Genomic DNA, 15700 nt, shown 5'->3' with positions numbered 1-15700 from the left:
GAGGTAACGACATATCGTTACTATACTCGCTTGGCAAGGAGATAAACAGAGGCGGCTGACTATAATCCGCTGGTTAGGGTAATTTCACCGGGTTTGACAGCCAGAGCAAGGTCAAAGCGCGATAACAAAGCTTGCTTCGGATCTTGGCTATTGAGGGTATAGACCGGGTATTGACGTAGTGCTTGCGTGACGATGTCTTGCACCTGTTGCGACAGCGGTGCTAACTTGCCTCGGTATCCCATGGCATCAACGTCGGCATTAATAACGGTAAAGTCTTGCAGATAAACCGCGTCGTCATCATTGTTGAACACTGGCTTTGCGGCAATACTCAAGCGTACACGCACAGGAACTTTTAATGCCAAAGCTTGGACAAATACAGTGTTATCAACATTGAGTTGCACACTGTCAGGGTGTTGCTTAGGCCCAATATCAACGCCGACATCGTTCACTTGCATGCGCATAGGCATGCCCATAAGCTCGACCTCACCTTGCAACCGCTCACTATTAGATTGCAAGTTCTGCTCCAATTGCGTTGCACTGAGCGAATAAACCGACACAGGGGCGTGCGACGCACACCCCGCTAAGCTAAGTAACCAAACGGCGACGATTAAAAACTTTTTCATTGACTCTCCACGGCTTCGAGCACGCTAACAATACGATTAAGCTGTTGTTGTTCCCCTAGACATTGATGTTGCTCATTAACCCCAACGGCGTTAAGCCAGGCAATAAGCAAATCATCCAGGCCATAAGCCACACCTTGGTGCTTTTCATCAAGCATGGTCACTTGCTCTTGCATACGCAAACTGGCGTCACTGGATGGACTGTCAATATTAGCTGTCACTTCTAGGCGAACAAGTAATTGTTCAGCGGATAATGCTAGCGTGCTGTCGCTTAACCAACGCTTATCAAGCGCCTGTCCTTGCGACAGTGCACTGCGTAGCTGTCGATAGTGCGCATGGCGCTGTGCCGCCTGAAGTGTATGTAGCGACTGTTGGGCTTGTGCCAGTAGTTGCTTTTTCATATCCTGCAACGGCCGCTCTACATTGAGCGCCGATACAGTATGCACCACTTCTTGGTAATCCCCAGCTTCCTTACATGCATTCAGTTGTTGTTGCAGTTGCGCTAACTGTGTTTGTTGCTCATTGAGCAAATCATTATGTATCTGCTGGCGCTGTTCTTTGGCCTCATCACGCTGGGCAAAAACGGCATCATTTATACGTCGAAACGCTATCCATAATTTACGTTCTTTACTCTTACCCGCGAAGCCCACTTGCTGCCATTGTTGTTGCAAGTCCTTCAATGTATGGGTGGCGGCAAACACATCTTGCTGCTGCGCCTGATGAGCCTGCTCAAGCAGAGCCTCTTTGGCACTGGCATTATGCTGGTAATAATCTTGTACGCGCTCAGCAATCGCCGTTTGCGCTTCGTTGAACGCTTTGTTGAGCTTATGATAAAGCTTGCTCTCTAACCGTTTAGCGCCGCGCCACTGCTTTAGTAGCTGATTAAATTGGGCTTCTAAAGATACAATATCATGATCCGCTTGCTGTGCTTGAGCATCGAGGGTTTGCATCTGCGCAATCAACGCCTCGCGCTCAGCCACCGCTTGTTCCTTTTGTGCCTGCTGCTCAGCAAAATAGTCGCGACAGGGCGCAAACGCGGTTTCGATTTGTTGTTCAAACTCTTGCTTGGCTTGCGCCTCTACGTGCGGGCCCAATAGTTGCCAGCTTTTACGTAACTTTTTCACTGCGGCTAAACGCTCATTGGCATCTTCACAAGGTGATTGCGCCAGCTCGAGCGCGGCCTCGAGCAACTGCGTTTGCTGTGATTGCCCAGCATACTGGTGCCAATCTTCAGCCTCGCTCAAGGTTGTTTTCAAGCTTTCATATTCTCGACTGACTTGTTGGCGGTAATGCTCAGTGAGCTCTTGATACAGCGTCTCTAAACCATTAAACACGCCGAAAGCAACGCGGTAGCGACCTTGATTAATTAAACGACGCAAGTCTTTTGCCTTTTTGCGCGCTTGGTTAAGGGTTTGCTGCTGCGTATCTAATAGTGGCTGCATCTGCGCAAACCATGCTTTTTTGGCTTGCTGGTATGATTGGCGCCATACGCCAGCAAGCTCTTTGGGTAAGGCCGACAAACACTGTTGAATCTCTTTCCCAAGCTCAGTCTCACGCGTAAGCGCTGCATCAAGCTGAGCTGAGGTTTCAGCAACAGCCATAGCTTGATATTCCTTTAGTTGCCCCCGCAACTGCTCCACATCTTGCTCGTAAGCACTAAGTTGTTCAACTTGCTTAAATAAACGCTTGAGCTCTTGGCGCTGACTAGTCAGCTCAGCTCCAGGCTGCAAATCGGGGCTTTGTAACATATCTTCAGCTTGCGCTACTTTGGCATGTAACCAATCGGTTTGAATTTGCTCATTTCCATCGAAACGCAGTGCCATAGCATTGCTGATCTCTTCCGCTAGCGCGCTTAAATTGGCCAATGCCAACACACTGCGTTGCTGCGCTTGTTGTTGCGCCTGTTGACGCTCATATTGTTCGCCAAGAATAGCGATATGACGCTCAAGCTTGTTTTTCAAAACGGCAAATTTCTCATCGTTTTGCGCTCGCAATTTTTCATCGAGCCACTGCGTCTCTAGTTGAGCAAACTGATGGCTGAACTGAGTGTATTGAGTCGTGACCAGTTGGTAGTCGTTTTTATCGCGCAAAGCGTTCAGCTGCGCCAATAAGAGTTTACTCTGCTGCGCTACCTGTTGTGGCATGTGCGCTGCTAATTGCTGCTCTTCAATGGCCTGTGCCAACCGTGCTTTCGCTTCGCCTTGAGCATGCTTAACCAACTTATCTGCTAACTGGGCATTAATCACTAACGGACACAACTGCAGCTGCAAGGCTTCGTCTGCACCTCTGAACACCTGTTCGGTGAGCTGCGGTTTATTAAGGCGATTAATTAATTTAACTTTCGTTGCTGTGGTTTTCTCTGCTAATGCTAGTTGCTCTAACGTTTTCTCATTGGCGAAACGCTCTAAGTATCGCTCTTTATCTGCGCTCGACAAAGCCTGAGGTGAATGCAATAGCACTTCTGCCACTTTTTGATTGGCCAAGCGCTTAATACCCGGCTCGGCGTCACTTTGGCAAGCCTGCCACCACAAATCGATGTCATTGAGTTTTTTTAGTGCTGCCGAGCGCACTTTGCTGCTCGGGTCTTGGCTGGCCAATTGCTGCAATATAGCATGATGTTGTTGGTTATCGAGCTGAGACAATGCCCCTAGTCGCGTGCTCTCATTAGGGTGCTTCCACTTTGGTTTGAATAACTGCTTAAAGATCATTTTCACTAAACCTGGCTATCTCATTGTCTGCTTTGAACTGCTTCTTAAGTTCTTGTTTGGATTTTTGTACTAGCTCACCATTTTCACCGACGGTGAACTGCTCGTCGCTTTTAAGTACTTTGGCTTGATACAACATGACCAACTGCACCGTTTGTTGTTTTTGTTCGTCACTTAGGGGTGTCCCATCTGGCCATTTACCAGTGGCGGCACCATACTGCAGGCGCTCAAAGGTTTGCGGAGTAATTGCTTGGACTAACTGCTCAATATTCATAACTTCTTTCTTTTCAAAAATACCAAACGAACGCGATTAATTAGATACCAGATAAACCCGAGAACGATAGCGCCGTAACAGGCATTTTGCTGCCATGAGCCAGGCTCGGGCTGCTGCCAATACAATACTAAGAAACCACCAAGGAAAAAGATCAAAGCAATGAAAGATTGATTCATCAACCCCTGTTGCTTTTGCAGTTTAGTTCGCGCGGCTAAACGGCGCTGGTCTTGCTCGTTCATTTGTTCTAGAGCGATATTGCAATGGGGACAGGACTGATGTTTGTCGGAAATCGACTTTTGGCACTGTGGACATGAGATGATGGCCATGCTTACTCCTATTTGCAACTACGCGCCCATAAAAAAGGCGCCTTCTGGCGCCTCATTGTACTGGTTTTAATTGCTCTTGTCTTTTTCCAATTTCTGCCAGTAGTCTTTTACGGAGTCTTTCATTTCTTTACGCAGTAACATGATGCCAAACAAGTTCGGCAAGGTCATCACCACGATGGCTACGGCGGCAAGTTTCCATACCAAAGTGGTGTCGGCAAATGACGCCCAAAAGAAACCGGCAACATAAAATACGCGATACGGCATCACCGAGCGCGAACCCAACAAATAGGTCATCGCCCTATCCCCGTAGTAAGACCAAGCTATCGCCGTGGAGAAGGCAAACAGCAATAAGCCTATAGACACGATATACTTACCATTATCGCCCAAGAAGCCGCGCGTAAAGGCTTTAGTGGTCAGCTCGGCGGAGTGCACCAGAGATTTACCCATCACACTGATACTGTCGTCGACTATCTGGCCATCTTTCACTTCCACTTCACCGGTGTAGACGTGACGCTCAGTAATGCCAAAACGAAGGTCTTCAGCCACTGAACGTGAGTGCAAAATGGTGAAATCTTTATTTATAGCTTTGCCGTTAATTACGTTGATAGTGCCGTTGTAAGGCGCAACGTCACTGCCGTTACCGTTAAGGTAGTTGTAGAGATCGGTACGGTCTTCATCACTTTGGTCTGAGTAGTTCCCTTGCAGCACGGTCATTGAACTGCGCTCAAAGTGTGTATCAAATTTCTCGTTCCACACCCCTGATGACAAGATCACTAAACCGGTTAACGTACAAATGATAATAGTGTCGATAAACGGCTCTAAAATTGACACCATGCCTTCGGATACGGGCTCATCGGCTTTGGCTGACGCGTGAGCGATAGGCGCCGAGCCCTGACCGGCTTCATTTGAAAACAGACCTCGGTTGACACCTCGGTTAAAGGCATAAGCAAAGCTGGCACCCAAGAAACCACCGGCAGCGGCTGAGCCTGTGAAAGCCTCGGTAAATACCGAAGCAAACGAAGGGCCTATATTTTCGATGTTATAGAAAATGACCAAGAGCGCGCCAATTACATAGACAGCGGCCATTAGCGGTACGATTTTCGAAGTAATCGCGGCGATGCGTTTAATGCCGCCAAGGATCACTAAGGCTAGTAAGATAGATAGAACGGCCCCTGTGGCCATAGGTTCAAAACCAAAAGTGGCTTCCATCCCCTGGGCAATATTATTAATTTGCGGCAGACTACCGGTACCAAAGGAGCTAATAACGGTGGCGATGGCAAATAAAATAGCTAACCACTTCATGTTTAGGCGTTTATCCATGTAATACATGGGACCCCCTGCCATGGTGCCATCTTCGGTTTTCTCGCGATATTTGTGCGATAGCGTTACTTCCACAAATTTTGTGGTCATGCCGAAAAATGCCGTCATCCACATCCAAAACAGTGCTGCCGGGCCACCGATGGAGATGGCCAAAGCAACACCACCGATGTTACCAGTGCCCACTGTTCCAGACAGCGCAGTAGAAAGAGCTTGGAAGTGCGTGGTATCACCCTGGTGCGATTTTTTATCATATTTACCAGAGACGATGCGCACGGCATGTTTGAAGTAGCGAACCTGAGGGAATTTTAGATAAATCGTAAAAAATAAACCCACACCAAGCAATACATAGGGGAACCAAACGGAACCACCAAGCATGGAGTCGAGGGTATCAAAGAAGTTTCCTAGGGCATCCACGGGTATATTTCCTCTTTTATTATTATGTCTAACTGCGAACTATGACAGCATCTCACAAGGTTGCGAATATGTTAAAGCATTTGTTATTAAAATGAAGCATAAAAAAGGCGCTTAAACGCGCCTTTTTGTTATCTTAGCTTATCAACCACCGCGATAATGGCGGCTAACGTGTCTTGCCCAAACTGATAGGACCGTCTGTCTGACCAGCCGTAGTCTATATCTGGCAAGTTAGCGTTGTCTTTAAATGGCATCTCTACGGTATAAGCCAAGGCTTTAAACTCCTCACCCACGGCGCAAGAAGCCACTGTTAGGTTAGCCTCACCAGGGGCATCCTTGTCATAGCCGAATTCATCTTGGAATTCTGGTGTTATAGTCAAAAGCGCATCTTTAAAGGTGTTTTCTAAATCCTCGAGGCGAGCGTCATAGCTTGGGATCCCCTCGCCGCCAGCAACAAAGTTATAAGGCAGAGCTTCATCACCGTGGATATCGAGATACATATCCAATCCAACTTCGCGCATTTTGTTTAGTACGAGGTAAACTTCTGGGCTCTGGTCCATGCTCGGTGTGGCCCATTCACGATTCAGATTAACACCAGCAGCATTCGTGCGCAGATGACCACGCACGCTGCCATCAGGGTTCATATTAGGAACAATGTAGAATACCGCTTTAGATAGCAGCTTCGCCGCATGAGGGTCCTCGTCATCGAGTAATTTATGCAATAACCCCTCAACAAACCACTCGGCCATGGTTTCACCCGGGTGTTGACGAGCGGTGATCCAAATAGCCTTCTTATCATCGCTTGGCTCGCCAATACGCAACACCGTCATATCACGACCATCCAAGGTGGTACCGAGGTTTTCAGCATCACAGATAGCATGACTTTGCGCCCAATAAATTAAATCAAGATGACGCTCGTAACTGTAAGGAGCAAAATAAGCAAAGAACACCTGAGAACACTCTGGTTCAAAATCGATAATCAGGGTGCCGTTGTCATAACGCGTAGGCACGCGGAACCATGTTTGTCGATCATAGGACGCAACGGCTTGGTAGCCATCCCAGCCCTCTGGGTATGCCGACTCTTTTAAATTATTAATATGCAAGCAGTGTTCAACGAAAGGTGTGGTTTCTAGACGAAAGTGAAACCATTGAAAAAACGCGGACTGATTGTCTTTATTAATCTCAAGTTGGATATCCAGTGGCGATTCACAGGCGATAACCTTGATATTACCACTATCGAAATTACTGGTGATGTTCATACTTTATCCTTTCAGACATGAGAAGTAGTGATGCTCGCAGACTAGCACAGCCCCTGCAGAGCAACAATTAACAACAAAAAAGCCGGTGCGCTAAAAAGCGACCGGCTGTGAACTAACTTGGTTTTTATTAGCGTGGCAAGCTTGGGTGGGCAATTTCAGCCATGTCTTGCATACAACGCACAACCTGACAGCTGTAACCAAACTCATTATCATACCAAACGTAAAGCACAACGCGCTCACCATCAACGATAGTTGCTTGGGAGTCCACCACACCGGCGTAACGGCTACCAACGAGGTCGGTAGAGACGATTTCTGTTGAGGCGGTGTAATCGATTTGATCGCGTAGCTCTGAGTGTAACGCGGTCTCGCGTAAGAAGGCATTCAGCTCTTCAACACTGGTCCCCTTTTCCAAGTTAAGGTTAAGGATAGCCATTGATACATTCGGTGTCGGCACACGAATAGCATTACCGGTTAGCTTACCTTCAAGTTCCGGCAAGGCTTTGGATACAGCTTTCGCCGCACCAGTAGAGGTAATAACCATGTTGAGCGCAGCAGCGCGACCACGGCGCTCGGCTTTGTGGTAATTATCAATTAAGTTTTGGTCGTTGGTGTATGAGTGTACGGTCTCAACGTGACCATTTTTAATACCAAACTTGTCATTTAAGGCTTTTAGCGTTGGCGTAATGGCATTAGTGGTACAGCTTGCAGCACACACAATTTTATCTTCTGGTTTGATATCTTGGTTGTTCACACCGTAAACAATGTTCTTGATATCGCCTTTTGCCGGTGCTGTTAATAATACTTTCGAAGCGCCTTTTGATTCTAGGTGTTGGCCTAGGCCTGCTTCATCTTTCCAAATACCAGTGTTATCGACAACTAACGCATCCTCAATACCATATGCAGTGTAATCAACTTCACTTGGCGAGTTGGCATAAATCACTTGGATGTAGCTGCCGTTAGCTTTAATGGCATTACGCTCATTATCAACGGTGATAGAGCCGTTGAACGGACCATGAATTGAATCACGACGCAATAGGCTAGCACGTTTCTCAAGATCTCCATCTTTACCACCACGTACCACAATGGCGCGTAAACGTAAGTCGGCATACGGGCCTGACTTTTCGATTAACAAGCGCGCTAACAAGCGACCAATACGGCCAAAACCATATAAAACCACATCACGCGGTGCTTTTGGCTCACCTGGATTAGTGATTTCTGCAAGCTCGTCTTTTAAAAATTCTTCTAACGAGCGACCTTTGGCCGCATCTTTATACAGGAAGCTGTAAGCTAATTTACCAATATCGATACGGCCAGAGCTAAGTTCCATGTTGCTGATCGCTTCTAACACCGGGTAGCTTTCGCGCAGACGTAGTTTAGAATCTTCAAATTGCGCCACGGTTTTGTGCGCTTTGATAATATCGATGGTGCTGGCGTTGACCAGAGGACGGCCATAAACGGCAATTTCGATACCACGGTTGCGATACAGTTTACCAATGATGGGTTGCATACTTTCAGCGTAGTCTTGGCGTTCTTGCCAGCTGTTCAAGTACTCTTGCTCGTGAGATGAGGTCATTGTTTCTGCCTTTGAAATTTGTTTTGAACGGATATAGCCCGAGGAGGGAATGTGTCATCACAAAGTGAGAGCGTGATCAAGGACAATATACCTCCTAGCAGGCGGGCATATTCTAATGCAAAGCGCGAGCAATAACCACCTCTACATTACTCTTGGGTACAAGGTGTCTCCCTATAACGCTTTGAGCTACAATAAAATCAATAACTAAAGCGGTTTTACACCCATTGACGAAAAGTAACGTCAATTCCAGCGCATAACATGATGGTGTGAGCGCACTAATACAAAGAAAAGGAATAACCATGCGACTTATTATCGGCTTGGCCTTAGTTACAACGTTGAGCGGCTGTGACTCAAGCCTGACAGTGCGGGAAGTCTGTGAGCAAACTCCGGCCATGTGTAATGACTTAAACACAGACAGTCACTGCCGTCATGAACGCGCAGAAGTGATCATCAGTCGCTTTCATGAGTATGAAAAGCCGACTTTGGAGCGAAAATACCAATTATTAAAAGACTTTGAACGCTACAGCCAATGTGTCAATCTCGCTTCAAAAATTGAACACATAAAGCTTAAAGAAAAGACCGCCTCACGTTATAAGGGCTATCACACGGCACAAAAAGAAATTAATCGCTTACTTTATGAAACCCGTGGTAGCAATCATCCAGGGCTGCTGTATTTTCACTGGTCGCGTAACAACGATAATAGTGCACTGCAAAAACTGCTGTCGATGCAAGAAGACACAAAAGTAAAAAACAGCCGAGATGCACAGTTTTACCTGGCCAGTTACTACATGAAAGTGGATACGCAAAAAACGTTGGATCACTTATACCGTAGTCTTGAGCTTAATGGTGCTGAACAACAGCCCCATCCTGAAGTGCTTACTTCACTGGTCAATATTTTTTATCAGCAAGAACAGTATAATTTGGCGTATACCTTTGCAGTGGTGGCCAAACAGGCCGGCGTGGAAAACATTGATTTTGCGCCTTTGCGCGCAAGGGCCTTAGATGACGGGCATGACCTAGAGCGCCTAGATACCTTAGCACAAACTACTTACGAGCAGATCATGAGCGGACAATTCCGCTCGCCCCGCTCATAAGTAAATCCCATAAAAAGTAAAAAGCAGCCTTAAGGCTGCTTTTTTATTACTTTAATTTGCTAGTGCCCACTTCAACACGGGTTTTTAGCTTTTGTCCGGGTCTAAAAGTGACCACTCGGCGCGCCGAGATAGGAATATCTTCTCCGGTTTTGGGGTTACGACCTGGTCGCTCTTTCTTATCACGAAGATCGAAGTTGCCAAAGCCGGAAAGCTTAATTTGCTCCCCATTTTCTAAAGCTGAGCGGATTTCTTCAAAAAACGCTTCAACTAGTTCTTTGGCATCCTTTTTATTGATCCCCAACTTCTCAAATAGGTGTTCAGCTATGTCGGCTTTGGTAAGCGCCATATCTAGTCCCTCAACGATGCGTTAAACTCTTTGGCCAATGCGGCCACGACGTTGTCGACAACTAAGTTGATATCTTTCTCTTCGAGCGTTCTATCAACCGCCTGCAGTGTCAGAGCAATTGCCAAACTCTTATAATTTGGCTCGATACCTTTGCCCTTATACACATCGAATAAGTTTAGGTCAACCAATTGATTTCCGCCAACTTTTTCTATAGTGGCTAAAACATCACCAGCATGAACCTTATCTTCCACCAAAATCGCGATGTCTCGGCGGTTCGATGGGAACTTGGATATTCCTACAGCTTCTGGAAGAACACGGCTAGCCACTGCGGCTACTTCAATTTCAAAGACATAGGCTGCACCGTTAATACCAAGCTGCTTTTGCAACTGTGGATGCACAGCACCAACAAAACCGACCTGCTGCCCATCAACAAAGATAGCGGCACTTTGGCCCGGGTGCAAACCATCACATTGCTGTGCTTTGAAACTAAAGCGCGCACTGTCATTGCATAACGCCAGTAACGCTTCCACGTCCCCTTTGACATCATAGAAGTCAACCGCGCGGCTTGGTACATTCCAATGCTCGCCATAACTTGTGCCCGAGACAATGCCACCAAACACGGCCTGCTGACGCACGCCATTTTCAGCTTGTTCATCAGCAATGAATTTTAGTCCATGCTCAAACAAGCGTACACGTGATTGCTGACGATTTTGGTTGTACACCAAGGCATTCAGTAACCCCGGCATCAACGACAGACGCATGACCGACATGTCGGCTGAAATAGGGTGCGGTAAATGCAATGCTTGCTCATCGCCATGAATGGCAGCCTGGACCTTAGGATCAACAAAGCTATAAGTAATGGCTTCTTGATAACCGCGCGTCACTAAGGTATCGCGCAAACGCTTAACCGGCACTGACGCTTCGTTGTGAGCTGTCATGTTAAGTTTCGCCATTGGCGCAACATTAGGAATATTGTTGTAGCCATAGACCCGAGCGACTTCTTCGATTAAGTCTTCCTCGATACGAATATCAAAGCGATAACTGGGCACATCGGCCTGCCAAGTACCGTTTTTGAATTGTACGTCTAGGCCTAAACGACGCAGGATATTGGTCACAGTTTCATCATCGATATGATAGCCAATCACACGGTCTAAACGTTCACGGCGTAAAGTAACCGCTGTGACCTTTGGTAACTGCTCTGTAGCAACAGCCTCAACAACAGGGCCAGCTTGACCTCCGACTATATCAAGTAACAAAGCCGTAGCACGTTCCATAGCGTCACGTTGCAGCGCAAAATCAACTCCGCGCTCATAACGGTGCGAAGCGTCGGTGTGCAGCCCATAGCTTCGTGCCTGACCGGCAATAGCGACAGGGTTAAAGAAGGCACTTTCAAGTAAAATATCGCTGGTTTTCTCGGTGACCCCAGAGCCCTCACCACCAAAGATACCCGCCATGGCTAAGGCTTTATTATGGTCGGCTATCACTAGCGTCGATTCATTGAGTTTCGCAGTGTTGCCATCAAGCAAAACCAATTGTTCACCGGCATTGGCACTGCGTACCTTAATACCACCGTCAATGGCGGCTAAGTCAAACGCATGCATCGGGTGGCCCAGCTCAATCAACACATAGTTAGTGACATCAACCACAGGGTCAATAGAGCGAATACCACTGCGGCGCAATTTCTCAACCATCCACAGCGGCGTTTGCGCATCAAGATTGATGCCCTTAATTACGCGACCAAGGTAACGAGGGCAACCTTGCTCGTTAACTAGCTCAATGCTGACTTTATCATCAATGGTGGGCGCTACTGGCGCAATCGTCAGTTCATTCACGTCCAGGTTGTTTAGCACCCCCACTTCGCGAGCCAAGCCTTTAATACCCAGACAATCGCTGCGGTTCGGCGTTAAATCAACATCGATAATATGGTCATCAAGGCTTAGATACTCACGTAAATCGGTGCCAATGGGCGCATCGGCTGGCAATTCCATAATGCCATCGCCTTCTTCACTGATACCTAGCTCTACAAATGCGCATAACATGCCATGCGACGGTTGACCACGCAGCTTGGCCTTTTTAATTTTAAAATCACCGGGTAATACCGCGCCGACCTTCGCCACTGCCACTTTGATGCCTTGACGACAGTTAGGTGCGCCGCACACAATATCAAGTAACTCATCATCACCGACGTTTACTTTCGTCACACGCAGTTTATCGGCATCGGGGTGCTGACCACACTCGACAACTTCGCCGACAACCACACCACTAAACTGGCCTGCAGCTGGTTCTAATGCATCCACTTCCAGTCCCGCCATTGACAGCTGCTCCGCAAGTGCGTCGCTATCGATGGCCGGATTCACCCATTCACGTAACCACTTTTCACTGAATTTCATTTATCACGACCTCTTAACGGAACTGGTTTAGGAATTTCAAATCATTTTCGAAAAATGCGCGTAAGTCATTAACGCCATAGCGCAACATGGTAAGGCGCTCTACCCCCATACCAAAGGCAAAACCAGTGTATTTTTCAGGATCGATATTAACTGAACGCAACACATTCGGGTGCACCATACCGCAACCAAGAACCTCTAACCATTTGCCATCTTTACCTTTAACATCAACCTCTGCCGATGGCTCAGTGAATGGGAAGTAAGAGGGGCGGAAACGAATTTCCATATCTTCTTCAAAAAAGTTACGAAGAAAATCGTGCAAAATGCCCTTGAGTTCAGTGAAGCTAACGTCTGTATCTACCATCAAACCTTCAACCTGATGGAACATCGGTGTATGCGTTTGATCGTAATCGTTACGATACACACGACCTGGCGAGATAATACGCAAAGGCGGTTGCTCAGTTTCCATGGTACGTATTTGTACACCACTGGTTTGCGTACGTAATACCAACTTGGGATTAAAATAGAAGGTATCGTGATCCGCGCGTGCTGGGTGATGTGCAGGTATGTTCAAGGCATCAAAGTTGTGGAAGTCATCTTCCACCTCGGGCCCTTGCTTCACCGCAAAACCCAACTCCCCGAAGAAAGATTCGATGCGTTCGATGGTCCGAGTAACGGGATGAATGCCGCCGCTGGCCATATTGCGCCCAGGTAAGGTGACATCAATGGTTTCTGCTGCCAGCTTCTGCTCTAATGCTTTTGCGTTCAGCGCTTCACGCTTTTCATTGATCGCTTCAGTCACTTGCTGCTTGGCTTGGTTAATCACTTGGCCGGCGCTCTTACGCTCTTCTGGCGCCATTTTACCAAGCGTTTTCAGTAACCCGGTAATTTCACCTTTCTTTCCAAGGTAGTTTACGCGCACATCTTCTAGGTGCGCGATTTCGCTGGCTGAATCAACCGCCTTTAAGGCGTCAGCCAAAATCGCTTCTAAGTTCATCGGATACCTGACTAGGGTGATAATTTAAAGTGTTTATTTAACCACTTATGATAACCAAAGGGCCGCTCTGATTCTAGCCCTGAGCGGTGCTTTCTATAGCTTTAAAGTGGCTTTTATAAACGGAATGGTGAGCTTTCGCTGCGCTGCCATAGAGGCATGATCGAGTGTGTCCAATACATCGAGTAGTGCGCGCATGTCCCGACTTAAGCGCGTCAATAAAAAACGTGCACAATCATCAGAGAGTTCTAAGCCGCGCATTTTCGCTCTATTTGTTAATGCTTGAGCCTTATCATCATCGCTCATCGAGCGGATTTGTAAGGTAGTGCCCCATTTCAGCCGTGACTCTAAATCCGGCAGCGTAATATTAAGCATGTCCGGCAATAAATCGGCGGAAATCAGCAACAGCTTGCCCGGCTCATTAAAACGGTTAAAAAAGTTGAATAAGGCTTTTTCCCAGGCCTCATCACCGGCGACTAAGTGCAAATCGTCGATACATACCACATCGAGAGTATCGAGCCCCTCTAACACCTGAGCACCAAACTGCTGAACCTCACTTAACGACAGCAGCATACTGGACAAGCCCTGCTCTTGGGCATGGATACAGGTAGCATAAAGTAAATGCGATTTGCCCGAGTCCCCTAACCCACACAAATAGGTGTATTGAAATTGCTGTGTCAGGTGTTCAAAGGCCGCTTTTAAGTGATTAACCTCTAACGAGTCTTCGCCACCAAAGTAACTGGCGTAGGTTTCGTCATCAGGTAAAGTAACAGGCAATGCCAGTTGCGAATGCTGCATCATCAGTTATTGCCACGCATACTCAAGATCGTCATTGCTAGTGGAGTAATAAAACTTATCTGGGTCGCGATAATCACTAAAATAGGAATCAAGCGTCAGTGCTTTGCGCAAGTCATCAACACTGCCAGTATGACTGACATTTATTTCAATAAACTTTTTAGCAACATGACTGACGTTAGCATCAGTGACCACACTTAGGCTACGTAACCGCCGCAAGGCATACTCAATATCAACAAAACTGGTGGTGTTATAAAGCTTAAGCATCTGCTGCTGTGCATCATAACCAGAAGCCGCATCAATTGCATACTCACTGGCAAGGGCACTGGCTAGAGCGTCGACCATATCGAGAATAACCTGTTGCTTGTCGCCCTTGTGCCGGGTGGCCTCGAACTGATCTTCATTGGTGAAGCGCCAATCGAGCTCCCACGCTCCGGAGCGTTCATCCTTATAGAGTCTCGCTGACACAACGCGTTCTGCCATATAGCGCTGTGAAGCGATGTCCAGCGAGTCACTGAAATTTCCCCAGACGTCGGTGACTTCGACATGTTGTCTGTCTTCAAGGTCGAGTAAAGGAGTAACAATGGGGAGCCCGCGACGAGAGGCACGATCCGACAGTAACTCCTCGACTTGCGGGTGGGTATCAGCAGTGAGCAGCTCCCGTCGCCAGCCATCTTCAATCGCCAACCAAATGACCACCAAAGGACGGCGATTGCCCCACAGTGGCAAACCGGCTTCTCTGACTAAGGTATTGACCTTGTTGCTGTCAAATTGCACGTTTAAGTATGATTGCCCTTCGTTATCGCCGTATTCAAATTTAGTCATATAATCGGAGATATCAGATAATGCGCCCCGCACCACCTGGTTGTTCGTTGCATCAGGCTCACCCGTGACCTTGATCACTACATTTAATAATGCGTTCTGACTTGCCGTGACCCGGCTAGCACGAGTTTTATCATCTACTGGCTGTTGATACTGGTACAGCCCTTTTACTTCTATCGCCTGGCTTGAGAAGGCGATAAACATTGCACATAGCAGGAATAAATTACGGATCACGTTGCTTCATACCTCAATCATAATGCCCTGATCCTAAAGCAAAGACTAAAACAAAGCAAAAGGTTCGCTAAGATTAACAACGGCTATGAAGAGAGCCTGAATATAGGCGATTAACAGTGATTGATGTATCCCTGTGGTGTGGGTCAGGATTTATCCTGACTAGATGTTGCAAGGCTGAAGCCTTGCCTACAGGTGTGGTGGCCGGTGGTGCTGTGTTGTGGGTCAGGATTCATCCTGACTAGGATGTTGCAAGGCTAAAAGCCTAGCCTACAGGTGTGGTGACCGGTGATGCTGTGTTGTAGGTCAGGGTTTATCCTGACTGGGGTATGCAAGGCTCAAAGCCTTGCCTACAGATTTGGTTTTTTAGTTGTTTGGTTGTGTTGTAGGTCAGGATTTATCCTGACTAGATGCTGCAAGGCTGAAGCCTTGCCTACAGGCGGTTTGGGAGAGCGCTTTTCTACAGGCATAAAAAAACCCGCTGCACTGGTGCAACGGGTCTCTCTAATTAGGAGCCTGGTGATGACCTACTTTCACATGGGC

13 protein-coding genes are annotated in these 15700 nt (G+C 47.3%); 1 reads left to right on the top strand and 12 read right to left on the bottom strand.

The genetic code is table 11. The features are described 5' to 3' along the window. Positions 1 to 59: 59 nt before the first annotated feature. The 7 genes from EXT46_RS01730 to EXT46_RS01700 all read right to left on the bottom strand — a co-directional run bounded on the left by EXT46_RS01730 (position 60) and on the right by EXT46_RS01700 (position 8488). The gene (locus EXT46_RS01730; RefSeq protein WP_130144828.1) at positions 60 to 623 is read right to left on the bottom strand and encodes a DUF1439 domain-containing protein; all 564 of its coding nucleotides are present in this window, start codon (positions 621 to 623) and stop codon (positions 60 to 62) included. Further along, positions 620 to 3328: a DUF349 domain-containing protein gene (locus tag EXT46_RS01725; protein ID WP_130144826.1), complete on the bottom strand. Its 2709-nt coding sequence runs from the start codon at positions 3326 to 3328 to the stop codon at positions 620 to 622. Before EXT46_RS01725 ends, EXT46_RS01730 begins: the two co-directional genes overlap by 4 nt. Beyond that, positions 3318 to 3599, bottom strand: a complete 282-nt coding sequence (locus EXT46_RS01720) for a DUF1315 family protein (protein ID WP_022943608.1) — start codon at positions 3597 to 3599, stop codon at positions 3318 to 3320. Before EXT46_RS01720 ends, EXT46_RS01725 begins: the two co-directional genes overlap by 11 nt. Next, positions 3596 to 3925, bottom strand: a complete 330-nt coding sequence (locus tag EXT46_RS01715; protein ID WP_022943607.1) for a hypothetical protein — start codon at positions 3923 to 3925, stop codon at positions 3596 to 3598. The genes EXT46_RS01720 and EXT46_RS01715 overlap by 4 nt, the downstream gene beginning before the upstream one ends. 66 nt (positions 3926 to 3991) lie before the next feature. Next, positions 3992 to 5659 carry an AGCS family amino acid carrier protein gene (locus EXT46_RS01710; protein WP_026110926.1) on the bottom strand — a complete coding sequence of 556 codons (1668 nt, stop codon included), beginning with the start codon at positions 5657 to 5659 and terminating at the stop codon, positions 3992 to 3994. Between the two features lie 128 nt (positions 5660 to 5787). Continuing rightward, a complete protein-coding gene (locus EXT46_RS01705) occupies positions 5788 to 6915 on the bottom strand; it encodes a M14-type cytosolic carboxypeptidase (RefSeq protein WP_130144824.1) in 1128 nt (375 codons plus the stop codon). 127 nt (positions 6916 to 7042) lie between these two features. Beyond that, entirely contained in the window at positions 7043 to 8488 is a 1446-nt protein-coding gene (locus EXT46_RS01700) for a glyceraldehyde-3-phosphate dehydrogenase (protein ID WP_022943604.1), read from the bottom strand. A gap of 299 nt (positions 8489 to 8787) precedes the next feature. Between EXT46_RS01700 and EXT46_RS01695 the strand changes: the two genes are divergently transcribed. After that, entirely contained in the window at positions 8788 to 9582 is a 795-nt protein-coding gene (locus EXT46_RS01695) for a DUF2989 domain-containing protein (RefSeq protein WP_022943603.1), read from the top strand. A gap of 46 nt (positions 9583 to 9628) precedes the next feature. Here the strand turns inward: EXT46_RS01695 and ihfA are convergent, their stop codons facing one another. The 5 genes from ihfA to EXT46_RS01670 all read right to left on the bottom strand — a co-directional run bounded on the left by ihfA (position 9629) and on the right by EXT46_RS01670 (position 15160). Next, on the bottom strand, positions 9629 to 9928 hold the full coding sequence (ihfA, locus tag EXT46_RS01690) for an integration host factor subunit alpha (protein ID WP_022943602.1): 300 nt from the start codon (positions 9926 to 9928) through the stop codon (positions 9629 to 9631). Positions 9929 to 9930: 2 nt separating this feature from the next. Beyond that, entirely contained in the window at positions 9931 to 12318 is a 2388-nt protein-coding gene (gene pheT / locus EXT46_RS01685; protein WP_130144822.1) for a phenylalanine--tRNA ligase subunit beta, read from the bottom strand. Between the two features lie 13 nt (positions 12319 to 12331). Next, on the bottom strand, positions 12332 to 13312 hold the full coding sequence (pheS, locus tag EXT46_RS01680; protein ID WP_022943600.1) for a phenylalanine--tRNA ligase subunit alpha: 981 nt from the start codon (positions 13310 to 13312) through the stop codon (positions 12332 to 12334). 93 nt (positions 13313 to 13405) lie between these two features. After that, positions 13406 to 14107, bottom strand: a complete 702-nt coding sequence (gene hda / locus EXT46_RS01675; RefSeq protein WP_026110924.1) for a DnaA regulatory inactivator Hda — start codon at positions 14105 to 14107, stop codon at positions 13406 to 13408. A gap of 6 nt (positions 14108 to 14113) precedes the next feature. Then, positions 14114 to 15160, bottom strand: coding sequence for a DUF2066 domain-containing protein (locus EXT46_RS01670; RefSeq protein WP_346428451.1), 1047 nt, complete (start codon positions 15158 to 15160; stop codon positions 14114 to 14116). Positions 15161 to 15700: the final 540 nt, after the last annotated feature.

The sequence above is a fragment of the Pseudoalteromonas sp. CO325X genome (assembly GCF_004208955.1).
Taxonomy (GTDB): Bacteria; Pseudomonadota; Gammaproteobacteria; order Enterobacterales; family Alteromonadaceae; genus Pseudoalteromonas; species Pseudoalteromonas ruthenica.
This window is presented reverse-complemented; position numbering and strand designations above follow the sequence as displayed.

Excerpts from the sequence above, each read along its gene's own strand:
- EXT46_RS01700 (WP_022943604.1), bottom strand. The coding sequence starts at position 8,488 with ATGACCTCATCTCACGAGCAAGAGTACTTGAACAGCTGGCAAGAACGC.
- pheS (WP_022943600.1), bottom strand. The coding sequence starts at position 13,312 with ATGAACTTAGAAGCGATTTTGGCTGACGCCTTAAAGGCGGTTGATTCA.
- EXT46_RS01720 (WP_022943608.1), bottom strand. The coding sequence starts at position 3,599 with ATGAATATTGAGCAGTTAGTCCAAGCAATTACTCCGCAAACCTTTGAG.
- EXT46_RS01730 (WP_130144828.1), bottom strand. The coding sequence starts at position 623 with ATGAAAAAGTTTTTAATCGTCGCCGTTTGGTTACTTAGCTTAGCGGGG.
- ihfA (WP_022943602.1), bottom strand. The coding sequence starts at position 9,928 with ATGGCGCTTACCAAAGCCGACATAGCTGAACACCTATTTGAGAAGTTG.
- pheT (WP_130144822.1), bottom strand. The coding sequence starts at position 12,318 with ATGAAATTCAGTGAAAAGTGGTTACGTGAATGGGTGAATCCGGCCATC.
- EXT46_RS01715 (WP_022943607.1), bottom strand. The coding sequence starts at position 3,925 with ATGGCCATCATCTCATGTCCACAGTGCCAAAAGTCGATTTCCGACAAA.
- EXT46_RS01725 (WP_130144826.1), bottom strand. The coding sequence starts at position 3,328 with ATGATCTTTAAGCAGTTATTCAAACCAAAGTGGAAGCACCCTAATGAG.
- hda (WP_026110924.1), bottom strand. The coding sequence starts at position 14,107 with ATGCAGCATTCGCAACTGGCATTGCCTGTTACTTTACCTGATGACGAA.
- EXT46_RS01695 (WP_022943603.1), top strand. The coding sequence starts at position 8,788 with ATGCGACTTATTATCGGCTTGGCCTTAGTTACAACGTTGAGCGGCTGT.
- EXT46_RS01705 (WP_130144824.1), bottom strand. The coding sequence starts at position 6,915 with ATGAACATCACCAGTAATTTCGATAGTGGTAATATCAAGGTTATCGCC.